The sequence below is a fragment of the Flavobacterium sp. LB2P53 genome (assembly GCF_003970305.1).
GTDB lineage: Bacteria > Bacteroidota > Bacteroidia > Flavobacteriales > Flavobacteriaceae > Flavobacterium.
In genome coordinates this window covers 16,693-39,967 of sequence record NZ_RYDG01000005.1, presented here as the reverse complement: position 1 = coordinate 39,967, position 23,275 = coordinate 16,693, and the positions used below count along the sequence as shown (strand labels likewise).

At 35.6% G+C, this 23,275-nt stretch carries 22 protein-coding genes and 3 pseudogenes; 7 read left to right on the top strand and 18 right to left on the bottom strand.

All coding sequences use genetic code 11. The features are described from left to right. The first annotated feature begins 174 nt into the window (after positions 1-174). Genes EKL95_RS15410 through EKL95_RS07730 form a run of 3 tightly spaced genes read left to right on the top strand, consistent with a single transcriptional unit; the run spans position 175 to position 1,921 of the window. A complete protein-coding gene (locus EKL95_RS15410) occupies positions 175-279 on the top strand; it encodes a hypothetical protein (protein WP_410503650.1) in 105 nt (34 codons plus the stop codon). Then, complete coding sequence (locus EKL95_RS15405; RefSeq protein ID WP_126515558.1) at positions 276-587, top strand: GNAT family N-acetyltransferase; 312 nt, start codon at positions 276-278, stop codon at positions 585-587. Before EKL95_RS15410 ends, EKL95_RS15405 begins: the two co-directional genes overlap by 4 nt. Next, complete coding sequence (locus EKL95_RS07730) at positions 587-1,921, top strand: aminotransferase class III-fold pyridoxal phosphate-dependent enzyme (RefSeq protein WP_126563902.1); 1,335 nt, start codon at positions 587-589, stop codon at positions 1,919-1,921. Before EKL95_RS15405 ends, EKL95_RS07730 begins: the two co-directional genes overlap by 1 nt. Positions 1,922-2,051: 130 nt before the next feature. On the opposite strand, the gene EKL95_RS07725 is transcribed toward EKL95_RS07730, so the two are convergent. From EKL95_RS07725 to EKL95_RS07700, 6 genes and pseudogenes are all read right to left on the bottom strand, one after another. After that, positions 2,052-4,163 carry an ATP-binding protein gene (locus EKL95_RS07725; RefSeq protein ID WP_126563901.1) on the bottom strand — a complete coding sequence of 704 codons (2,112 nt, stop codon included), beginning with the start codon at positions 4,161-4,163 and terminating at the stop codon, positions 2,052-2,054. Between the two features lie 287 nt (positions 4,164-4,450). Further along, a pseudogene (locus EKL95_RS15035) lies at positions 4,451-4,741 on the bottom strand (aldo/keto reductase); the annotation flags it as partial. 215 nt (positions 4,742-4,956) lie between these two features. Further along, positions 4,957-6,498: an acyl-CoA carboxylase subunit beta gene (locus EKL95_RS07715; protein ID WP_126455056.1), complete on the bottom strand. Its 1,542-nt coding sequence runs from the start codon at positions 6,496-6,498 to the stop codon at positions 4,957-4,959. Positions 6,499-6,675: 177 nt separating this feature from the next. Beyond that, positions 6,676-8,118 (bottom strand): acetyl-CoA carboxylase biotin carboxylase subunit, encoded by a 1,443-nt coding sequence (accC, locus tag EKL95_RS07710; RefSeq protein ID WP_126563900.1) that lies wholly within the window; start codon positions 8,116-8,118, stop codon positions 6,676-6,678. A gap of 93 nt (positions 8,119-8,211) precedes the next feature. Beyond that, positions 8,212-8,697, bottom strand: a complete 486-nt coding sequence (locus tag EKL95_RS07705; protein WP_126455060.1) for an acetyl-CoA carboxylase biotin carboxyl carrier protein subunit — start codon at positions 8,695-8,697, stop codon at positions 8,212-8,214. A gap of 101 nt (positions 8,698-8,798) precedes the next feature. Beyond that, a complete protein-coding gene (locus EKL95_RS07700; protein ID WP_126554378.1) occupies positions 8,799-11,003 on the bottom strand; it encodes a B12-binding domain-containing radical SAM protein in 2,205 nt (734 codons plus the stop codon). A gap of 331 nt (positions 11,004-11,334) precedes the next feature. Between EKL95_RS07700 and EKL95_RS15295 the strand changes: the two are divergent. Further along, positions 11,335-11,439 (top strand): annotated as a pseudogene (locus EKL95_RS15295) (T9SS type B sorting domain-containing protein); the annotation flags it as partial. A 7-nt stretch (positions 11,440-11,446) separates the two neighbouring features. On the opposite strand, the gene EKL95_RS07690 reads toward EKL95_RS15295, so the two are convergent. Then, positions 11,447-12,730 (bottom strand): MFS transporter, encoded by a 1,284-nt coding sequence (locus EKL95_RS07690; RefSeq protein WP_126563899.1) that lies wholly within the window; start codon positions 12,728-12,730, stop codon positions 11,447-11,449. A 103-nt stretch (positions 12,731-12,833) separates the two neighbouring features. On the opposite strand from EKL95_RS07690, the gene bshC reads away from it, so the two are divergent. Then, entirely contained in the window at positions 12,834-14,477 is a 1,644-nt protein-coding gene (bshC, locus tag EKL95_RS07685) for a bacillithiol biosynthesis cysteine-adding enzyme BshC (protein WP_126563898.1), read from the top strand. An 85-nt stretch (positions 14,478-14,562) separates the two neighbouring features. Further along, positions 14,563-14,982, top strand: a complete 420-nt coding sequence (locus EKL95_RS07680; RefSeq protein WP_126460327.1) for a nucleoside-diphosphate kinase — start codon at positions 14,563-14,565, stop codon at positions 14,980-14,982. Positions 14,983-15,111: 129 nt separating this feature from the next. Here the strand turns inward: EKL95_RS07680 and EKL95_RS07675 are convergent, their stop codons facing one another. Together EKL95_RS07675 and EKL95_RS07670 are read right to left on the bottom strand one after the other, a co-directional pair. After that, on the bottom strand, positions 15,112-15,408 hold the full coding sequence (locus EKL95_RS07675; protein WP_126460325.1) for a DUF721 domain-containing protein: 297 nt from the start codon (positions 15,406-15,408) through the stop codon (positions 15,112-15,114). Further along, positions 15,389-15,832 carry a hypothetical protein gene (locus EKL95_RS07670; RefSeq protein ID WP_126455073.1) on the bottom strand — a complete coding sequence of 148 codons (444 nt, stop codon included), beginning with the start codon at positions 15,830-15,832 and terminating at the stop codon, positions 15,389-15,391. The genes EKL95_RS07675 and EKL95_RS07670 overlap by 20 nt, the downstream gene beginning before the upstream one ends. 436 nt (positions 15,833-16,268) lie before the next feature. Between EKL95_RS07670 and EKL95_RS07665 the strand changes: the two are divergent. After that, positions 16,269-16,478: pseudogene (locus EKL95_RS07665) on the top strand (serine hydrolase); the annotation flags it as partial. Between the two features lie 188 nt (positions 16,479-16,666). Here EKL95_RS07665 and ftsY read toward each other — a convergent pair. The 9 genes from ftsY to EKL95_RS07620 form a co-directional block, all read right to left on the bottom strand. Continuing rightward, complete coding sequence (gene ftsY, locus EKL95_RS07660; protein WP_126563897.1) at positions 16,667-17,647, bottom strand: signal recognition particle-docking protein FtsY; 981 nt, start codon at positions 17,645-17,647, stop codon at positions 16,667-16,669. 127 nt (positions 17,648-17,774) lie between these two features. After that, a complete protein-coding gene (locus EKL95_RS07655) occupies positions 17,775-17,927 on the bottom strand; it encodes a DUF4295 domain-containing protein (protein WP_091205215.1) in 153 nt (50 codons plus the stop codon). A gap of 76 nt (positions 17,928-18,003) precedes the next feature. Then, the gene (gene rpmG, locus EKL95_RS07650) at positions 18,004-18,186 is read right to left on the bottom strand and encodes a 50S ribosomal protein L33 (RefSeq protein WP_017495179.1); all 183 of its coding nucleotides are present in this window, start codon (positions 18,184-18,186) and stop codon (positions 18,004-18,006) included. Between the two features lie 27 nt (positions 18,187-18,213). Further along, positions 18,214-18,450 carry a 50S ribosomal protein L28 gene (gene rpmB, locus EKL95_RS07645; protein WP_126455077.1) on the bottom strand — a complete coding sequence of 79 codons (237 nt, stop codon included), beginning with the start codon at positions 18,448-18,450 and terminating at the stop codon, positions 18,214-18,216. A 72-nt stretch (positions 18,451-18,522) separates the two neighbouring features. Next, a complete protein-coding gene (locus EKL95_RS07640; protein WP_126563896.1) occupies positions 18,523-19,776 on the bottom strand; it encodes a CinA family nicotinamide mononucleotide deamidase-related protein in 1,254 nt (417 codons plus the stop codon). A gap of 221 nt (positions 19,777-19,997) precedes the next feature. Next, positions 19,998-20,342, bottom strand: a complete 345-nt coding sequence (locus EKL95_RS07635; RefSeq protein ID WP_126455081.1) for an Hpt domain-containing protein — start codon at positions 20,340-20,342, stop codon at positions 19,998-20,000. Continuing rightward, positions 20,342-20,953 carry a fumarylacetoacetate hydrolase family protein gene (locus EKL95_RS07630; protein ID WP_126563895.1) on the bottom strand — a complete coding sequence of 204 codons (612 nt, stop codon included), beginning with the start codon at positions 20,951-20,953 and terminating at the stop codon, positions 20,342-20,344. Before EKL95_RS07630 ends, EKL95_RS07635 begins: the two co-directional genes overlap by 1 nt. Before the next feature lie 42 nt (positions 20,954-20,995). Then, positions 20,996-21,772, bottom strand: coding sequence for a 3'-5' exonuclease (locus tag EKL95_RS07625; protein WP_126563894.1), 777 nt, complete (start codon positions 21,770-21,772; stop codon positions 20,996-20,998). A 146-nt stretch (positions 21,773-21,918) separates the two neighbouring features. Continuing rightward, the gene (locus EKL95_RS07620; RefSeq protein ID WP_126554368.1) at positions 21,919-23,244 is read right to left on the bottom strand and encodes a dihydrolipoamide acetyltransferase family protein; all 1,326 of its coding nucleotides are present in this window, start codon (positions 23,242-23,244) and stop codon (positions 21,919-21,921) included. Between the last annotated feature and the right edge of the window lie 31 nt (positions 23,245-23,275).

Below are 23,275 nucleotides of genomic sequence, written 5' to 3'. Positions count from 1 at the left end.
GAAAAAGTTAAAGCATCCGATTTTATATTCATTTATGAATGCTACATGCATCCAGAAGTAAACCCTTTTTTGCTCTACGAAATAATGGATTAGGAAAGTTTTAGACCTATATTTAATGACTTGCTAAAAGAAGAAATTTTATATCTACATAAATAAGATTCAAAAACTGTCGGAATGTGTAAAATCATCCGACAAAAGCATAGAAATAGCCACATTATGTATCTGGGAGGAGTAGCTATTCATCCTGATTATTTTGGAAAAGGATTTGGAAAAAAATGATGTTAGAAATCATTAATATATGTAAAATAAAATCTGTTTCCAGAGTTGAATTGAGTGTCGACACTCATAATTTGAAAGCCATAAAACTATATAAAAGTGTAGGTTTCACAAAAGAAGGAATTTTGAAAAACTATACTTTTTTAAAAAGCAAGAACAAATTCATAGATGAACAAATCATGTCCAATTTAATATCAAAACAATACAATTGCACAAAGCTTACATCGACAAACAAAATTTATAAGATGCAAATTCTGTCCTACTTTATGGTTTTGTTGTCTAACCAATTGAAACTAAAATTTAAAATATAATGTTAAGTAAAGAACAAATAATAAGTGATAGTAAACAATTCAGTTTGTTTACTTGGGTTGCTCAAAAAAATGTAAATCCAATCCCTATCGAAAGAGCCGAAGGCGTTTATTTATATGAAGTTGGAGGAAAAAAAATAATTGATTTCTCCAGCGGATTAATGTCAGTAAATATTGGTCACGGCGACCAGCGGGTCACAGATGCAATTGTCGAACAAATGCAAAAAGTGAGTTATGTGACCCCATCTTGCACTACAGAAATCCGGGCGCGTTTAGCAAAAAAACTTGCCGAAATTTGTCCCGGTGATTTAAACAAAGCTTTTTTTACACTTTGTGGCGCTTCATCAATCGAAAATGCAATAAAACTGGCTCGTTTATACACTGGAAAGCACAAAATTTTTGGAAGATATAGAGGATTCCACGGAAACTCTTCTGCCAGTATGACTTTAGGCGGAGATCCTAGAAAACTTTTTAGTGATGCCCAACAAGCCACTAATATTTTTCACCTAGATGATCCCTACGATTTTTATGGTTTGAGTGATCAAGACGAAGAAACGAAATTAAAATGGAGCCTTGATTCAGTAGAAAGAATCATTCGGTATGAAGGCGGGCACACGATTGCAGCCTTTGTCTTTGAAGGCGAAAGTGGGTCATCAGGTTGCTTGCATTATCCAAAAGGCTATCTAAAAGGGATTAAATCCTTGTGCGAAAAATATGAAATTCTATTTATTGCCGATGAGGTAATGAGTGGTTTTGGTCGAACCGGAAAATGGTTTGGTTTTCAACATAGCGACATCATTCCAGATATGATTTGTATGGCCAAAGGTCTGACTTCTTCTTATTTACCCTTAGGTTGTTTGATGGTATCGGATAAAATTGCAGCAAAATATGACGATTCCCCTTTGTGGTTGGGATTGACTTATAATTCACATCCAGTGGCTCTCGCAGCTTCACTTGCCGTTATAAATATTTACGAAAGTGATCATTTGATAGAAAACGCAGTCAAAATGGGTACTTACATGGAAAAACAAATTAACAAAATGCGTGCCCAACATCCTTCAATGGGTGATTTTAGAAACAAAGGATTATTGGGTTGTTTGGATATTGTGAAAAGTAAAAAACCATATCAACTAATGGCTCCTTTCAATGCTAATGCTGTCGAAATGGAAGTTATGAACAAAGTGAGTGCCAAGTTAAGAGAGCAAGGATTATATACCTTTGTTCGCTGGGGTTATATTTTTATCGCACCACCATTAATGATTAACGAAACTGAAATTGACGAAGGTTTATCAATTATTTCTGAAGCTTTAAAAATAGCAGACGAGCACATGAATTAATACATTTTTTCCACAAGAAAATTTAGTAAAAATCCAAAAAAAGCCGACAAAAGAATTTGGCTTATGCCTTTCATTAGAGGTTGAGAATAAAAAACCAAAAAGTGTTACAAGAGGAACTCCTCAGATAATTCTAGGAATTAATTTCCATAAAAATAACATCCAATAGCGCAAAGACTTTTTCCTTGTCCAAAGGTTTTGTAATGTAGTCATTAAAGCCGCACTGAACTATTTTTTCTCTCTCTTCTGCGGATGAATACGCTGTCTGGGCTATGACCGGAAGTCCCGGTTTAATTAACTTTATTTTTTCAAAAGCCTCATAACCACTCAAAATAGGCATTTTTATATCCATAAAAACCAAACTGATATCCGGATTTTCGGTACAAATAGTAACTGCTTCCTGACCATTAAAAGCACGCAAAACTGTATGGTTTTTTGACTCAATAATTTTCTTTAACAACAAGAAATTGATAGTATCATCTTCAGCAATTAAAATTATTTCATTCTCCTGGTTTCCTGAAAAAGATATCGTCTTACTTGACACAATGTCTTTTTCAGTCTGATCAAATTTTAATGGAAACGAAAATGTAAAAACAGATCCTACTCCAATTGTAGATGTCACTGTTATTTCCCCACCCAGCATCTCTACATACGCCTTCGAGATGGACAAACCAAGACCTAATCCCGTTAATTCAGTAGTGCCGTCCCCTTCAATTCTTCGGAAACGATCAAATATTACTTTCAGATGATTTGTACTCATACCGATCCCTGAATCTTCAATAGTAAACGCTAAAATTCCTTTTTCTTTGTGGACTGTGTATCCAAAAGCAACAAATCCATTATCGGTAAATTTTACCGCATTTGTAATTAAATTCACAATAATCTGTTTCAGTTTCGTTTCATCAGTAAGAATATTTTCTGTAATTTTAGCTGAATTTTCAAGAATATAAAATTGAATATTTTTATCTTTAGGAATCGTAACTTTGATGGAATCATACAACTCTGTCATACATTTTTCAATGTCTAATCCTTTATAATTAGGTGTAATTTGCTTGGCGTCAATTTTAGACATTTCAATAAGATCTTCAATTATTGAAACCAGGTTGTTCCCACTGTTTTTTATTATTTTTAAATATTCCAATTTCTCACTTTCTGTCAAATTTGCATCCGTTAGCAAATCACTAAATCCCATTATGGCATTCATAGGAGTTCTGATTTCATGCGATAAATTAGCCAAAAAAGAAGATTTTAAGGTATCGCTTTCCTCCGCCTTTTGTTTGGATATCTCTAATTGTCTCCTTTGATTGCTGTTCTCTTCAAAAAGATTCCCTATATACCCAAACTCTCCTTTGAATTTTCTTAAAGAAGCTATCGCTTTAATATTACCTGTTTCTAGAATACTTTTGACTAATTTTAGTGGGTTATAAACCCATCGTTTTGTATAATACACAAAAATAAAAATGTTCAATAAAGAAACCAGCACCACAATAAAAAGAATTTCTTTTGAATTTTTATAATTCAAATTGAACGGCCTTTTGAAAAGCAATGTAGCCACAACGTCATCTTTCCAGTCTTTCAGATCTAAACTTACAATTACAAAATCACTTTCTTCAAGAACCGTACGATGCGCTGGAACTAAATTAACTTTTGAACTGCTTATATTTCCTAAAGAATTCAAAAAAGGCTTATCTAAAAGTCTAGCTATAAAAAAGTAACCGGACGGCGCTGTTTTATTCTTTTTGGGATCTATTGAAGGATGAATCGTTGCACCAAAAACCTCGACAATTCCTTCTGGAATTTTAATATAGAATTTTTTTAGTTTCGATTTATAAAGCACTGTCATCATCTCTTTTGGGATAAAGTCAAGGCTTTTAATCTTAGAGGAAGCTGTTTTATTTATTATTTTTTTGTCAAGGCCATACACCCCAACATAATCCGCATTATAAAATTCAAATTCGCTTAGAATATATTTATCATACCATTTTGCATCTTTTGTTATAGTATAACTAACCAAATTATCCCAATGGGTAACATCAATAATGGTGGCGGTAGTGGTTTTAGAATTGAGTCTAAACAAAGATCTCACTTCTTTATCGTATTGATTGTAAGTGGTTTTATAAAAATTTCGTTCTTCCTGAATAGTATAAAGATATAAGGTGATGTAAATTACAAAAAAGAAAATACTTGCCGAAAGTATCAACATCAGTAGTTTATAGTACGTATTTAATCTAATCAATCTTTTCATGGAATCACTCGAATAAAACTAAAACACAGCCTACTTTTGTAAGACATATCAGTTTTTTTCTATGCCGCAAGTTAACCATTTTTATCAGTAAAAAAAATAAGCCACTTCAAACTAAGTATTTTTTTTATAATAAAACCTTATTTATCAGCGGTATACTTTTAAAAAAGCATTCTAATCTTTCTTAAATCCCTTTTAAATGGCAACTTTTCATTTTTTTTCAGAATTAAAAAAAGATTATTTTTTTTCCTTGTCAAAACAGAATTGATTCGGTTCTCTTTTAGCAACCAAGTCAATGCCATTTGTGCCAAAGGAGAAAAAGCAACACAACCCACTCCTTTGTCTTCGAGAACATCTTATAATCCCGCTTCTGGTTGCCACGCAAACATGGAATATTTCACTTGATGAATAAAGCAGGGTGTCTCCAATTGTTTCAGTATTTCAGTAGTTTCCTTAGTTTGCGCTGCTGTATAATTAGAAATTTCCACATACAATGCTTTTCCGCTTCGTACGGCGTAATCCAGCGCCATCATGGTTTCCTCCAATAGCGTTTCCGGATCAAAACGATTCGAATAAAAAAGAAATTTGTGGCAGTAACAAATCACTTTTTCCACATCTGTCCTATTTCATCTAGTTGTTTTTTTTAGCCAAATTCTAATTTAATTTTTATAGTCCGATTGAAAGATACTAAAACGTCAAATGATCCCCCAAAACACCAACTAGTTTTTGATATTAAATGTAAAACTAAAAAACCACCTAAAATAATCAGGTGGTTTTTTCATTTCTTAAAAAAATACTACAACGGAATATTCCCGTGTTTTCTATCTGGAGTAACACTAACTTTATTTTCTAGCATGCTAAAGGCTTTTATCAGTTTGCGTCTGGTGTCTTCCGGTAAGATTACCTCATCCACAAAACCACGTTGTGCTGCGGTATACGGATTCGCAAACAAATTCGCATATTCAGCTTCTTTTTCCAAAAGTTTAGCGGCAGGATCTTCGGCCTCATTGATTTCTTTCTTGAAAATAATTTCAGAGGCTCCTTTGGCTCCCATCACAGCTATCTCGGCACTGGGCCAAGCAAAATTCATGTCGGCACCAATGTGTTTCGAGTTCATCACATCATACGCACCACCGTAGGCTTTACGTGTAATTACCGTAACTCGTGGCACGGTCGCTTCGCTTAAAGCGTACAATAATTTCGCTCCGTGAACGATAATTCCATTCCATTCTTGGTCCGTTCCCGGCAAAAACCCCGGCACATCCACTACAACCAATAACGGAATATTAAAACAATCACAAAAACGAGTAAATCGAGCTGCTTTTTTCGAGCTGTTCACATCCAGACAACCCGCTAAAATCATCGGTTGGTTGGCTATAATCCCAATGCTTTTTCCTCCCAATCGAGCAAAACCCACCAAGATATTTTCGGCATAGTTTTTATGAATTTCATAAAACGAATCTTCGTCAATAATGCCGCTAATTACCTCGTGCATATCGTACGGTTTATTGGGATTATCCGGAATAATAGTCGCTAATTTGGTACGAACCTCATCATTCAGTTCATACGGTACACTGTGTGTTTTTTCTTTGTTGCTTTGTGGTAAATAACTCAACAAGCGTTTCAAATCTTCCAGACATTCCACATCATTAGCAGAAGTAATGTGCGCCACACCGGATTTCGTAGAATGCGTGCTTGCCCCTCCCAATTCCTCTGAAGTCACCGTTTCATTGGTTACTGTTTTCACGACATTCGGGCCTGTTACAAACATATAACTGGTATCTTCAACCATCATCGTAAAATCAGTCATGGCTGGTGAATATACCGCTCCACCAGCGCAGGGACCCATAATTGCAGAGATTTGCGGAATTACGCCACTGGCTTGTACGTTTCTATAAAAAATATCAGCATAACCACCCAACGAACGAACACCTTCCTGAATACGTGCCCCACCAGAATCATTCAGGCCAATCATGGGTGCGCCCATTTTGACTGCCATATCCATAATTTTACAAATTTTTTCGGCATGAGTTTCAGATAATGATCCCCCAAAAACGGTAAAATCCTGCGCAAAAATATAGACCAATCGACCGTTTATAGTTCCGTATCCGGTAATGACACCATCTCCAAAAAACAGTTCTTTTTGCATTCCAAAATCAGACGTTCGATGGGTAACTAACATCCCGATTTCTTCAAAAGAGCCTTCATCCATCAAATAATTGACGCGCTCTCTTGCCGATAGTTTTTTATTGGAATGTTGTTTTTCGATACGTTTTTTACCGCCGCCCAAATGAGCTTCAGCAATTTTATCGTTTAATGTTTTTATTTTAGATTCCATACTTTATTTAATTGGATACTATTGTTTTTTAAAATTTCGTCACTTCGAGTGGTTTTGAACAGTAATGCGATAGCTTTAATGTTTAAAATTGTATCGAGAAGCCTTGTTAAATGTAAAGTTCTCGATACTTCCCAAAGGTTTTTTGTTTAAAACCTTTGCTCAACTCGAACTGACGTTTTAAGAGTTTAGTAAGCGTACGATTTTTTGATCTTCAAAATACTGTTTCAACGCTACCAAAGCAGCGATTTCGGCTTCTTGCTCCATTTGATTTTTCAATACATCCATATTGTAATAGTTCTTTACAAAATGCGTGTCAAATTTCCCGGAACGAAATGCCTCGTGTTCAAAAACAAATTTCCCAAAAGGCAACGTTGTTTGTACGCCTTCCACATGATAATCTTCAATGGCTTTGAGCATAATTTGAATGGCCTCTTCACGGGTTTCGCCGTACGTAATTAATTTGGCTAACATAGGATCGTAATAAATAGGAATGTCCATGCCTTGTTCAAAACCATTGTCCACACGAATACCCTGGCCAACTGGCAATTGATACACCTCCAAATTTCCCACACTTGGCAAGAAATCATTCATCGGATCTTCGGCATACACACGTAATTCCATTGCATGCCCTTTTATTTTCAAATCTTCTTGTTTTAATGCTAATGCTTCTCCCCTGGCCACTCTGATTTGAAGTTCAACCAAATCAGTTCCTGTAATCCATTCCGTAACAGGATGTTCTACCTGCAAACGAGTATTCATTTCAAGAAAGTAGAAATTATTATTTTCATCCAATAAAAATTCGACAGTTCCTGCTCCTAAATAATCACATGATTTAGCTACCAAAACAGCGGCTTCACCCATTTTTTTACGCAATTCAGGTGTTAAAACCGAAGAAGGCGCTTCTTCTATTACTTTTTGGTGACGACGCTGGATACTGCACTCTCTTTCGAATAAATACAACACATTCCCGTGGCTGTCTGCCATAACTTGAATTTCGATATGCCTTGGCGAACCCACATATTTTTCGATAAAAACAGAACCATCACCAAAAGCGGAAATCGCTTCACTGATGGCGCGATCCATTTGAGATTCGAAATCAGCTTCACTCTCTACCACACGCATTCCTTTTCCGCCACCACCTGCAGAGGCTTTAATCAGAATTGGAAAACCAATTTTTTTGGCAACCACTTTCGCTTTTTCGACATCCGTTATGGCTTCGTCAAAGCCCGGAACCATTGGAATGTTGTATTGCTTAACAGCCTCTTTCGCCGCTAATTTACTTCCCATGATTTTGATCGCTTTCGACTTTGGACCAATAAAAATGATATTATTTTTCTCTGCTTCTTCGGCAAAATCAGCATTTTCACTCAGGAATCCGTACCCGGGATGAATTGCATCTACGTTTAATGATTTCGCAACCTCTATGATTTTACTTCCCAATAAATAGGATTGATTAGAAGGAGCTTCGCCAATCCAAACGGCTTCATCAGCAAATTTTACGTGCGGTGCATTTCTGTCGGCAGTAGAATATACTGCTACAGTTTTAATGCCCATTTTTTTTGCGGTTTTCATCACTCTTATGGCGATTTCACCTCTATTGGCAACTAATAATTTTTTCATTTTATATTTTTTAACCGCAGACTCGTTAATTTTAATTCTCTCACAATCAATTGCGTTGTATAATTTAAAATTCTCTTTTAAATTAGTGGTGTTTTATTCAAATTCAATTAACAACTGTCCTTTATCTACGGCATCACCCATCATTACTGATATGGTTTTGATAACGCCATCACGCGGAGAAAGAAAGCTATTTTCCATTTTCATGGCCCCTAAAATAATAAGATTGTCATTCTCTTTGACGGTTTGTCCTACTACCACACTTATTTCGAGAATTAAACCTGGCATGGGTGCTTTGATAAAATTGACTTGTTTGGTAAGCCCTACTTCGAATCCCATTTCCTTGATCAGAACATCCAAAGGATTTGAAATGGCAACTATGTAGGTGTTATTGTTTACCTTTACGGTGTAGCTTTTTTGAAGAAAATCAGAAGTGATGATTTCCGCTTGATAAGGAGTGTTTGAGTGCAAAACATGAAACTTATTCGTTTCCACACGCACTGCATCCAGTTGTGAAATACTTTTCTTTTCTAAATCAAAATGAAAAGTGTCATTTACATTAACTTTATAACCAATACTCATTTGCTTTTATTTTATGGTCGTAAAAATAGGCAAAAGAAAACGTTTTCGTAAACCAATGAAGAAAGTTTTATGCTAATTTAGTATAGGTATCAAAAATAAAATTATAATACTAATAACCCATATTCCCGCAGCGTTTTAATTGGTTTGGAGTACCAAAACAATTCAAAGTCCTCCAGATATGATTCGAAATCTATTTTTATTTCTTGAAAGCTGTGAGTTTTAGAATTCGAAACAGCGATTTTCTGTAGCATTTCTACCAGCCATTCTCCCTCCCTTTTATTCGTTTGAATACTAAAACTTTCTTTTTTATCATGAAATATCAAAGTCATTAGTTCCCAAGAATTTCCTTTTTTAGATTTGGTAAAATGTTCCACAAATGGTTTGCCGCCTAACCAAACGATTTTAGCAGTGGGTTTGACGCTAAAATCATTGTCTTCTTGTAGAGCATCAAAAATAAAATCAGGTGAAATTTTAGTTTTTGGAATTTTAAATTCAAACCAATCCTGCAATTCGTAATCAAAACAGATTCCGTGCATGAAATTGAACAACGATTTCTTAAGTCCAAAACTGAATTTATCATGGTCGATTCCTGTTGCATCGGTATAATTAATATCGTTATTGGCAAAAGTTCCAATGATTTCGGTTTCTTTTGTCACACCAAATTTCTCTGGATACAAGCCTACTGGACTGTGCGCCGTCATAGCAAATTGATGCCAAAATCCCGATTGTAATACCCCAACTTCAAATAACTGACGCACCATTTCGAGACTATCTATCGTTTCCTGAATGGTTTGCGTAGGATAGCCGTACATCAAATAGGAATGAACCATGACTCCTGCTTCGGTAAAATTTCTGGTGACTTTAGCCACTTGCTCCACCGTAACGCCTTTGTCAATCAATTTTAATAATCGATCAGAAGCTACTTCGAGACCACCAGAAACCGCAATGCAACCGGAAGCTTTAAGTAGCAAACACAAGTCTTTGGTAAAACTTTTTTCGAATCGAATGTTCGTCCACCACGTCACGGCTATTTTCCTACGAAGAATTTCGAGAGCTAGAGCCCGCATCAAAGCCGGTGGCGCCGCTTCATCTACAAAATGAAATCCGTTCTCACCTGTTTGGGCAATCATTTCCTCCATTCGGTCGCACAATAAATTGGCCGCCACGGGTTCGTAAATTTTGATGTAATCCAAAGAAATATCGCAAAACGTACATTTCCCCCAGTAACAACCATGTGCCATGGTAAGTTTATTCCATCTCCCATCACTCCACATGCGGTGCATGGGATTCACAATTTCGATAACCGAAATGTATTTATCCAAAAATAAATCCGAATAATCCGGAGTTCCTACTTGTGATTGTTTGTAATCGTGTTTCAGGGAATTATTTTTATAAACTACCTTTCCGTCTTCCAACAGAAAGGTTCGTTTATAAGAATTGTAATCTGTCCCGAAATTTCGGGATTCAATATTAGAGATTAATTCTTCTATTGGCATTTCCCCATCGTCCAAAGTAATAAAATCGAAAAACTCAAACACACGAGCGTCAGAAAGTGAACGCAATTCTGTATTTGGAAAACCACCACCCATCGAAATCTTGATATTGGGATAATGCTTTTTAACCCATTGTGCCGAACGAAAAGCCGCGTACAAATTTCCTGGAAACGGAACTGAAATCAAGAATAATGTAGGTTTTATAGTTTCTATTTTTTCTTTTAAAATAGAAAGAAGAACGGTATCAATATAAGTTGGTTCCTGTTGCAAGGCTTCATACAATTCGTCAAAAGAATTCGCACTTCGTCCCAAACGTTCTGCATAACGGCTGAAACCAAAATTAGCATCAACACATTCCACAATAAAATCTGAAATATCTTCGAGATACAAAGTCGCTAAATGCTTGGCTTTGTCCTGTGTTCCCATCGTTCCGAAAGCCCAATCAAGTTCTTCCAATTGTGCAAAACGGGACGCTTCCGGCAAGAAATCTTCCTGACAAATTTGAAGCGCCAATGTTGGATTTTTTCCTTGCAGAAAAGCAATCACGGGATCAATCGTCTTTACATATTCATCTTGCAAAGCTTGAATTCTTTGGGAGTTGGGTGTTAGCTTTTGGGTCCTAGCTGTGGCAATAGCAAACACATTTTGCAAACCTTCTTTAGAAAACAATTCCAAAATCACCTCAATACCCAAATCCGCCTGAACAGACTCAATGTTTTTGGTATTCAGAAACCCTTTAATATAAGCGGTCGCCGGATACGGTGTGTTGAGTTGGGTAAACGGAGGCGTGATGATGAATAATTTGGTTTTCAAAAGAAATAAGTTTTGTGCAAAAATAAGGGATAATTCTGTTCTTATCACCAAAGTAAAAGTCCATATTATTATTTATTCTTTGGATTCAAATATAAAACAAAGCTATTTTTAGTTTCAACGTAATATATAGGTATTTAATTATATTTATCTTGCTGTAAATCTTACTTCTGAAGCGAATTTTTCCTTTTTCATTTACAATGCAAAGTCAATGTTTTGATTGTGCCAAAAACCTACGTGGTTGCAATGATGATGCTGCTGCCGATTTAAAGAAAGCAAGCGATGGTATATACCTAGCAAAGAATTAAACAATTAACTCAAAAATAGTTCATGTGACGGAAGTCTTAATGGTCATCAACTTCCATCAGGTGATTATTGGTATACAGCAACCAGAACTGATGAAAATGAATACAAAGGTCATTTTAGTTTGAAGCGATAGCAAATTATCAAAACTTATGCTCTTTTTTGCTGACCATCAACAATGAAAATAAAGAGACACAGGCTGCCGTACTTAAGTAAAACCCAACGTAGGTCAGGCTATACTGTGTAGCTAACCAAATCGCAATCATAGGGGCAAAAGCGGCTCCGATAATTCCTGCCATGTTAAATGCCAAAGAGGTCCCTGAATAACGCACCGTTGTAGGAAACAGTTCCGATAAAAAAGTCCCCAATGGGCCATATGTGAATCCCATCAGCGCCATTCCAACACATAAAAACAAAGTCACAAGAACCGAACTGGCAGAATTTAAGAAAAATGAAAATGCAAAACCAAAAACAGCTATTGCTATCGTTGCATAAATAAGCATTTTTCTACGCCCAATACAATCCGCAATTAAAGCAGAAACAGGAATAAAAAGCGCAAAAAACAATACCGAAAACAATTGCATCAATAGAAAATCCCTTTTGGAATAACCCAAATCTGACGTTGCCCAGCTAAGCGTGAACACCGTCATGAGATAAAAAACCAAGAAAGTTGTAATCGACGCAAATGTGCCAAAAATCAATTGGTTTTTATAAAATTTTAATAAAGTAAAAAAGGGAATTTTAACCTCTTGTTGTTCTTTTTTAGAGTTTTTGAAAGCAGGAGTTTCATCAATTTTTAATCGGATATAGAAACCTACAACAACCAATAACGAACTCCCTATAAACGGAATTCTCCACCCGTAGTCCAGAAAAGCTTCGGCACTCATTGTGTCTGTCAAAATCAAGAAAGTACTACCTGAAAGCAACAAGCCTATTGGAGCTCCCAATTGCGGGAACATACCATACCAAGCACGCTTATTAGGCGGAGCATTTTCGATTGCCAATAAAACCGCTCCACCCCATTCGCCACCTAAACCAACTCCTTGACCAAAGCGACACAACATAAGTAATAAAGGAGCTGTAATTCCAATACTGGCATAACTTGGTAAAAAACCAATACAAACAGTTGAAATCCCCATTGTTAATAATGCAATTACTAAGGTGGTTTTACGTCCAATTTTATCACCATAATGGCCAAAGACTGCGGAACCTAAAGGTCGGGAAAGAAAAGCAATCGAAAAAGTTGCAAGAGATAATAAAACAGAATTAGTATTATCTGTTGAAGGAAAAAACAATTGAGGAAAAACTAAAACTGCTGCATTAGCATAAATATAAAAATCAAAAAACTCTATAGTTGTACCAATTAAACTGCCAAAAAGAACATGTTTTAAAGAATTTTTATTCGTAAGCTTTAAATTATCTTTCATAAAATTGTTAATTTTTTTTGATAAAATTGATACTATTTTTCGAAAGTAACAAATATTATAGTTCCAATATTTTTCGGTAATTTAGCCTCAAATAAAATTCCATATGCCAACCGACTGTATCAGCTATCAAAATTCAGGATATTTCTCTTCTTTGATGAACGATTATTTAGATCAAAAAAATAATTTACATTCTCTATACAATAGATTTCCAACGCTGGAAAACTTTGAAAAGCAAATCCTTGAAAAGCAAAATAACTTCCCCTCCCCAGCCCTCCCCGAAGGAGAGGGAGTCGAAATGGATAAAAAAATTGTCAATGACAATAAAAGAAATATTTTAGTTTCAGTCTTAAAAAAACAATATTCGGCTATTTCAACTTCTGTTTTAACAAAACAAAATATTGAAACTTTAGCCCTTCCAAATACATTTACTGTAACCACTGGCCATCAGCTAAATTTATTCAGTGGACCTTTATATTTTTTATACAAGATTATTTCGACAATTAATTTGACAACCGAATTAAAAGCGAAATATCCCACCTATAATTTTGTCCCAATTTACTGGATGGCTACCGAAGACCATGATTTTGAAGAAATCAATTATTTTAATTTTAAAGGCAAAAAATTCCGTTGGAACAAAGAAAGTACAGGTCCTGTTGGACGATTGTCTACTAAAGGTTTATCCGATTTTCTAGAAGTATATGCGCTGGAATTAGGTTCCGGTACGAATGCAGATACTCTAAAAAAATTATTCAAAGACTCTTATCTGAATCACGATAATTTAGCCGATGCCACACGATTTTTGGCAAATGCATTATTTGGTGCAAATGGTTTAGTCATTTTAGATGCGGATAATTCAGACTTAAAAAGAGCTTTTATTCCTTTTGCAAAAGAAGAATTACTACACCAATCCTCGCATAAATTAGTACTAGAAACTGCCGAAAAATTAAAAGAGTATACGATTCAAGTGAATCCTCGTGAAATCAATTTGTTTTATATTGAAGATAGTATCAGAGAACGCATCATCTTTGAAAATGATCGATACAAAGTAAACCATACTAAAATTGAGTTTTCTGAAACAGAAATTCTATCCCTTTTAGAAAATCATCCAGAGAAATTCAGTCCTAACGTGATTATGCGTCCGTTATATCAAGAAGTGATTCTCCCCAACTTATGCTACATTGGCGGAGGAGGAGAGATTGCCTATTGGCTAGAACTACAATCGTTTTTTGCCGCTGCAAAAGTAACTTTTCCAATACTTTTGCTTAGAAATTCCGTACTATTAGCAACCGAAAAGCAAGCTAAAAAAGCAGACAAATTAGAATTGAATTGGGAAAATTTATTTTCGAAACAGGCGAATTTAGTACCTACTAAAACCAAAGAATTATCAGATTTCCCAGTTGATTTAACGCATCTCAAAATCCAATTGGAAAAACAATTTCAGGAGCTTTATGATGTTGCGACCAAAACCGATAAATCTTTTATTGGAGCGGTAAAAGCCCAGGAAACAAAACAAAACAAAGGATTAGAAAATCTGGAAAAACGATTGCTAAAAGCACAAAAAAGAAAACTAAGTGACGTTTTACAACGCATCACCTACTTGCAAAATGAGCTGTTTCCCAACCAAAGTTTACAGGAACGACAAACTAATTTTTCCGAATTTTATTTGGAATACGGAGACAATCTGATTCCTACATTAGTCAAACAACTCCAACCGCTGGATAATAAATTTGAAATTATTGTACTTTAATCAGATTACGATTATTTGAATGTCTTAATTGTAAAAATATTCAATAAAAAAATGCTAATTTTGCATAAAATTAAAAAAAATAAAAATGGCTACTAATAGAACTTTTACCATGATCAAGCCGGATGCTGTTGCTAACGGACACATCGGAAACATACTTGCAATGATTACTACGGCAGGTTTCAAAATCGTTTCTTTAAAATTGACACAATTAACTGTTGCTGATGCACAAGCTTTTTACGAAGTGCACGCTGCAAGACCTTTCTATGGTGAATTAGTAGAGTTTATGTCAAGAGGACCAATTGTTGCTGCTATTTTAGAAAAAGACAACGCTGTTGAAGATTTCAGAACTCTAATTGGAGCTACAAACCCAGCTGACGCTGCTGAAGGAACTATCCGTAAAGCATACGCAACCTCTATTGGAGAAAATGCAGTTCACGGTTCTGATAGCGATGAAAATGCAGCTATCGAAGGTGCGTTCCATTTTGCCGGAAGAGAGCAGTTCTAGTATCGGTTTTCAGTCGCAATTGACAGTTACGAATTATAATAAAATAGAAATCCCGTTTCAAAATTGAAACGGGATTTTTTTATATCAAAAATCTGAAATCTAAATTCGTTAATCAACAATCTAAAATCATTACCTTAAAACCACATCCTTCACCACATCTCGTCTTAGTTCCTCATTAATCATAGCCACAATTTTTGATTTACCATGACTTAATTCCTCTCGTAAAACGGACGAGGTCAACTCTACATACAACGTACTTCCTTTCAAAACTACATTATTGGTATAACTGTTCACACCGTTACCCATCAAGTTTTTCCAAGCGTATTTTACGTCCATTTGATCCATTCCGGGCTGCAGCTTATTTACTTGGATAATTTGTTTCAAAACATCCCCTATCGTACTTTGATTATTTAGTCTCTTTGCCATCGCCCAGTAAATTTATTGGTGTTGCTTTCTTGTAATGATATGCTGTTTTTTCTTTGTTCAGTAATACTAATTCTTCCGCTGACACTGCAATTATTTCCTCACTCCATTTCATATAAGGTGTTGAATAATCCACAAACGCCTTGTCATCTGCAAATCGAATTGAAACCTTTTCATACGCATCATTCACCATAAAAGTACCGTCTAGTTGTGGCATGACTTTCTTTCGAAACCCTTTATTCTTTTTGTCAACTTCAAAATAATCATACACTTCATTCATCTTATACTCCTTGTTTTCCCCCTTATCAAAAACAACCTTTTTAATTTCCCAATAGCCGTTTATGTTGGCAATATCAGCAGGTATAATTTCTTGCTGGCATCCCACAAAAAGGAATGCAATAAAAAGAAAGCTAAATGTATTTTTCATATAATTAATATTTTTAGGAGCTATTTCCTGCTTTTCACTTCAATCTTTTTATCCGCCGAAAAAACGGCTAAAAAAGGATTTCCGCTTCAATCAGGGCTAGGTATTTTGAAGTAACCATACTTAAATTGCATACAACAAAGTTACTCTTATTAAATTCACAGAAAACAAAAAAAGTAGAACACATTAAACTATTTTATATATCACTAACCATAAGGTAATTAGAACTAAATTAGAGCGAAATGTAAAAAATAATCTACCGTATCGTCCTCACAATATTTTGCATAAGCTACAGTTCTGAAACTTCAGAACCAACGCCTACTCCAACAGATACACTCTATTTCCTTCCACTAACCGGCGCCACTTGGGTAACAAAATCTAGTATCATTCTTGTCAACGGCCGAATTGTTATGGAAAATCATTTCAATGGTCATCACGCCAATTGGAATTCAACGGTAGTTTAATACCAACAGCTCCTGCCGACATGTTTATGGCCTTAGGCAAAAACGATCAAAAAATTTATGTCATTCCGAGCAAGAAAATGGTCGTTATCAGAATGGGAGAGGTGGTAAACCTTGACAATCCAACTTTAGCTTTATCTGATTTTGATGAAATATTACAGCAGAAAACTAGTGTTTTATATCAGTAAATCTATTTGGTTTTCAAACGTTTAAGAAACCCTAAAACAAAGAAAACCAATCCCATAAGTATCAAAAAATAATACAGACTGATACTTATATCTCGAATAAGATTAGCCGTTATAAAAGAAACTATACTCCCAAAATAAAGGTATAGTGGTGGTACATTTTTTAAAGAAGAAAAATCCATAATTGTCTTTTATTTAAAGAATGAATCTACAAATTCATATTTATTAAAAACCTGAAGATCCTCAATTCCTTCTCCAACACCAATATATTTTACAGGAATTTTAAACTGATCTGAAATTCCTATCACCACACCGCCTTTGGCAGTGCCGTCAAGTTTTGTAACCGCTAAACAAGTAACCTCAGTAGCGGCAGTGAATTGTTTGGCTTGTTCAAAAGCATTCTGACCCGTTGAACCATCCAAAACTAGCAGTACATCATGTGGCGCATCTCCAACAATTTTTTGCATCACTCGTTTTACTTTGGTCAATTCGTTCATTAAATTAATTTTATTATGCAAACGACCTGCGGTATCAATGATAACGATATCCGCATTTTGCGCCACCGCGGATTGCAAGGTATCAAAAGCCACCGAAGCCGGATCACTTCCCATATCCTGACGAACAATAGGAACCCCTACTCGATCCGCCCAAATTTGCAACTGGTCAATGGCAGCGGCCCGAAAAGTATCAGCTGCGCCCAGCACAACGTTGTATCCTTGTTTTTTAAACTGAAAGGCTAATTTACCAATAGTAGTAGTTTTACCAACTCCATTTACACCCACTACCATCAAAACATACGGCTTAGTCTGAGTTGGAATTACAAACTCAGTGGCTTCACCGGAGTTAGTCTCTGATAATAAAGCCGCAATTTCTTCTCTGAGGATCAGATTGAGTTCTTCAATTCCCAGATATTTATCTGCTGCTACCCGACTTTCTATTCTTTTAATGATTTTCAAAGTCGTATTGACACCAACATCGGAAGCAACCAGAATTTCTTCTAAATTATCCAGGACTTCCTCATCCACTTTTGACTTTCCGGCAACCGCTTTGGTTAACTTAGAAAAGAAATTTGTTTTTGATTTTTCAAGACCTTTATCTAATGTTTGCTTCGCCTGTTCGGTTAGGCTCGGGTCTTTTTTGTCTGCTGAAAATATTCTTTTGAAAAAACTCATTGTGTAAATAGTATTAAGAATGAAGTATTTAAGTCCAAAGAACAAATACAATTTCTAATGGTAAATATAGAAAATAAAAAAGCTACTTCCGAATGAAAGTAGCTTTTCTATATACTGCTGTTGTAAATTATTTCTTTTTCAAGAATTCATCAACTGATTCTGGAGTCATAATAGATTCTACGAATGTATATGCACCTGTTTTTGGAGATTTCACCATTTTGATGGCTTTTGATAATCTCTTAGAAGATGTCTGTAACGATGCTACGGTTTTCTTTGCCATGATTCAAATGTTATTTAAATTTAAATAAAATCTCTAAATGTGACCATTTCTAGATTTCTATTAAAATCTCTAATTATTATTTAATTTCTTTGTGAACAGTTACTCTTTTCAAGATTGGATTAAATTTTTTAATCTCTAATCTGTCTGGAGTATTTTTTTTGTTCTTTGTTGTTATGTATCTTGAAGTCCCTGCAACACCTGATGTTTTGTGTTCAGTACATTCTAAAATTACCTGGATTCTATTACCTTTCTTTGCCATCTTGCTATTTTTTTATTTTGGAAGGGATTATTTAATAAATCCTTCTGCTTTTGCTTTTTTCAAAACTGCAGCGATTCCATTTTTATTAATTGTTTTTACCGTAGATGCAGCTACTCGTAGAGTAATCCATCTATCTTCTTCTGGAAGATAAAAACGCTTTTTAACTAAGTTTACAGAAAATTTTCTCTTAGTTTTGTTCATAGCGTGAGAAACGTTATTTCCTACCATCGCTCTTTTACCTGTAAGGTCACAAACTCTTGACATTATACTTATCTTTTATCGTTATTCAAAATCAGGGTGCAAAGAAAAGAAAAATAAACCTATTAAGCAACATATTTACTGCACATTTTTTAAAATTTCTTTCTGTACTAGTTCTAAACTTTTTATTACCGCTCTATCTATCACTTTTTCACGGGGTTGACCAAAATTGAATTCTTCAACAATTACTTCCTTTGGTGTTGCTATTGCAATAAAAACAGTGCCAATTTCTACATCTGAGTCGCCTTTTGTTGGTCCGGCATTTCCTGTTGTCGCAATTGCATAATCCGTATTCATTCTCTTTTTTATACTCAAAGCCATTGCAGAAGCCACCTCCTTACTGACTACGGAATATTCCTTTATCAGACTTTCCGGAATACCCAAAACATCTATTTTAGCCTGGGTTGAGTACGAAACTACACTTCCTGCAAAATAATTGGAAGCACCGGCAACAGCACTTAAAAGCGTTGCTATTTTACCTCCTGTACAACTCTCGGCTGTGGCTATGGTTTTGTTTTGTTGGGTCAAAAGTTTCCCTACTGCAACTTCAATCGTTTCGTCTTCATCATAACCAACGATGATATCATGAATAATTGCGTCCAGCAAGTTTACATTTTCAAGTAGCGCAGCCTCTAATTTATCTTTATCTGTACCACGTGCCGAAAGACGCAATCGTACGCGTCCCGGAGCAGGCAAATAAGCCAGCTTAATAAATTCAGGAAGGTTATTTTCCCAGTCTTCGATGCGCTCTGCCACCAGACTTTCGCCCTGACCATAGGTCAGAATTGTTTTATGAATTATATAAGGGCGCTCATACTCCCGAACTACTTTTGGGATGATTTCATGTTCAACCAAATATTTCATCTCGTAGGGAACTCCAGGGAGCGAAATAAAAACAGTGTTTTCCTTTTTCATCCACATTCCTGGTGCCGTACCTACCTGATTGTGAAGTACCGTACATTTCGAAGGAACCAGCGCCTGATCTTTATTGATTTGCGTAATGGTTCGCTTATAAAAACCTTCTATAAGTTGCGTGACATGAGCTAACACTTTTTGATCAACAACTAATTCATCTTCAAAGTAATCACAAAATGTTTTCTTGGTAATATCATCTTTTGTTGGTCCTAGACCTCCAGTTATAATAACCAAATCGACTTTGTTTTGAAGTGCTGTAAACGTATCAAAAATGTGTTTTTTATCATCACTAATCGAAATCATTTCGTTGATTTCAACACCAATTTTATCTAACGATTTGGCTATAAAACCAGAATTTGTATCGACAATTTGGCCTATTAAAATTTCGTCACCTATGGTAACTATGGTTGCTTTCATTTTTTTTGGTGCTGCTTATTTTGTAAAACTGTATTTAAAAAAGGAAAGTGTAAATTGGCAGATTCCTTTTTTTGCGTGAGGGATAACAGTGAAAATCCTTCCGTTTTTTCGGAAGATTACTTCACCTAACAATTATTTCAATAGGGGTTCAGTGAACTTCGTTTGCAACGGATAGCCCGACCACGCTTTAACGTAAGTGAAAGCGTGGTCACGCCCAAATTTTACAAATCAAAGTCTTTTTTAATTTCTTTAATGGCTTCTTTCACCTGATTTTTTACACTCTTAAACGTTTCTTTAATTTCTTTCTTTTTACCTTCAGTCTTTGTCCAGGCTTCAACTTGAAGAATTTCTTCAAAAGCAACATTAAGTCCCATCAAATCCAGGGTTGGCTTTATTTTGTGTGCATAAGCATAGGCATGCTTGTGGTCTTTCTTTTTTATTCCTTCTTTAATTTGCTCTAGATCTGCCGGAACTTCAGTCACAAACAAAGTCAGAATTTCATTTACAAATTCAGGGTCGTTGTCCGACAGTGCGTACACTTTTGACAGGTTGTAGTTTATTGCCATTATTTTACTTGTATTCTAAATAGTTGTTGCCCTTCTAAAAATCCTTCTAAAACGTCCTCCGGCTTTACCGCTGCCACTCCTTCCGGGGTTCCTGTAAAAATGATATCGCCAATTTTTAATGTGAAAAACTGAGAAACGTATGAAATCAGCTCATCAATTTTCCAGAGCATCAAACTCGAATTACTCATTTGAACCGTTTCATTATTTTTCTTTAATTCAAAAGTAATATTTTCTACAGAACTAAATTGATTTTTTGATACAAATTCACCTATAACTGCCGAGCCATCAAATGCTTTGGCTTTTTCCCAAGGCAGCCCTTTTGCTTTTAATTTGTCTTGTAAATCCCGAGCGGTAAAATCGATTCCCACACTAATTTCGTCATAATATTTATGAGCAAATTTAGGCTCGATGTATTTCCCTACTTTACTTATCTTGACTATAATTTCGATTTCGTGGTGCACCTCTTCCGAAAATTCCGGGATTACAAACGGATGTTGTTTTAATAAAACGGCTGAATCCGGTTTCATGAAAACCACAGGTTCCGTGGGCCGCTCGTTTTGTAATTCCTCTATGTGATTGGTATAATTCCTACCGATACAGATTATTTTCATTTTTTATTAATTAAAAAATTTAATGATTGAAAAATTCAAAAATTAACTTAATTTATTATTCAGTTTTCGTAGTTTAATTGCCGTTAAAACTTTCTTGGTGTACAACGGAAAATCGGCATTTTGAATCCAACTGAAATAACCGGGCTCTGTTTCCAGAATTTTACCCACTTTGACTCCTTTGTGTTTTCCAAAAGTAAAAATCTCCTCCTCATCCTTATCAAAAGCAATCATTCCTGCGAAATCAGCAATTTTCTTTCTTGTTGTAAACTTGGACAATAATTTCATATCGTTTTCAAGTTCCGGATAGCGATCCAGTTGCGCTTTCAGAATCTCGTAAGTTGCCATGGTATCTGCTTCTGCAGAGTGTGCATTTTCAAGTGTTTTTCCACAATAAAATTTGTGAGCTGCGCTCAATGTACGCTCTTCCATTTTATGAAAAACGGTTTGCACATCAACAGAAACCCTTCCTTTCATATCAAAATCTACTCCGGCACGTAGCATTTCTTCAGCCAATAACGGAATATCAAAACGATCCGAATTAAATCCAGCCAAATCACTGTCTTTAATCATATTATACACTTGAGTCGCCAGTTCGTTAAAAGTAGGTTCATTGGCCACTTTTTCATCGGTAATACCATGAACATCGGTTGTTTGAGGTGGAATTGGGATTGTTGGATTGACCAACCACGTTTTACTTTCTTTATTTCCGTTCGGAAAAACTTTTAAAACTGAGATTTCGACAATTCTGTCTTTTCCGATGTCAATTCCTGTGGTTTCAAGATCGAAAAAGCAAATTGGTTTATTGAGTTTGAGTTCCATTTTTAAATTTTGTGTGACTGCAAATATAGAAATTTGGGTTTAATTTCATTTAAAGTTCAATACTTAAAGTTCCAGAAAACCTCAAAAAAAAGAAAACCCGATTGATTTTTAAAAATCAATCGGGTTTTTATTCTAAATATTAGCTTTTAAACATCTCTGTTTACATCAAATGCTTCTAAGTATTCAGCGACTCTTTTTACAAAACTACCGCCTAAAGCTCCATCTACCACTCTATGATCATAGCTGTGTGATAAGAACATTTTTTGACGAATCCCGATAAAATCTCCTTCAGGGGTTTCGATTACTGCCGGCATTTTACGGATTGCTCCAAGGGCTAAAATACCCACTTGAGGCTGATTTAAAATTGGCGTACCAAAAACACTTCCAAAAGTTCCCACATTAGTAACTGTATAGGTTCCGCCTTGAGTATCGTCCGGTTTTAGTTTTCCAGCTTTTGCACGACCTCCTAAATCATTGACCGCTTTAGCCATTCCTACTAAATTCAACTGATCCGCATTTTTTATAACGGGAACAATTAAATTTCCGTTTGGTAACGAAGCAGCCATTCCTAAGTTGATGTTTTTCTTCTTGATAATATAATCGCCATCCACAGAAATATTCATTCCTGGAAAATCTTTTATCGCTTTAGCAACCGCTTCCATGAAAATTGGCGTATACGTCAACTTCTCCCCTTCTCTTTTTTCGAAAGCAACTTTATTTTTCTCTCTCCATTTCACAATATTCGTCACATCGACTTCGATAAACGATTGTACGTGAGCCGAAGTTTGTACCGAAGCGACCATGTATCCCGCAATTAGCTTGCGCATTCTGTCCATTTCTATAATTTCATCACCACCGCTTACGGATACCGGAGCTGCTTTTTGAGCTGCTGGCACTGCAACCGGTTTTTGAACTGCTGCCACCGGAACTGCAACTACAGGCTGACTAGTTCTGTTTTTTACATACTCTAAAATATCATTTTTAGTCACTCTTCCCTCTTTTCCTGTTCCCGAAATTGCTGCTAATTCAGCCACAGAAACCCCTTCTTCTTTAGCAATATTTTTTACCAAAGGCGATAAGAATTTTTCAGATTCCGAGTAATCGGAAGACAAATCTACCGGAGTCGCAACACTTTCGTTGGATCCTAAAGCTTCGGGATTAACCATTTTTGTTACTTCAGCAATAACCTCAGGAGCTACAGCTTCTTTAACAATTGGAACAAGCGCTCCATCTTCAGTCTCAATAATAGCAATAGTTTGCCCTACCTGAACTAAATCATCTTTACCAAACAGTTGTTCTACTAAAATTCCCGAAACTTCGCTTGGCACTTCACTGTCTACTTTATCAGTAGCAATTTCAAGTACTGCTTCATCCGCTTCAATTTTGTCGCCAACTTCTTTTAACCAGTTTGTAATGGTTGCTTCTGCAACGCTTTCTCCCATTTTTGGAAGTTTTAATTCAAATCTTGCCATATTGTTAACCTAAAAGGTGATATTGATTTTC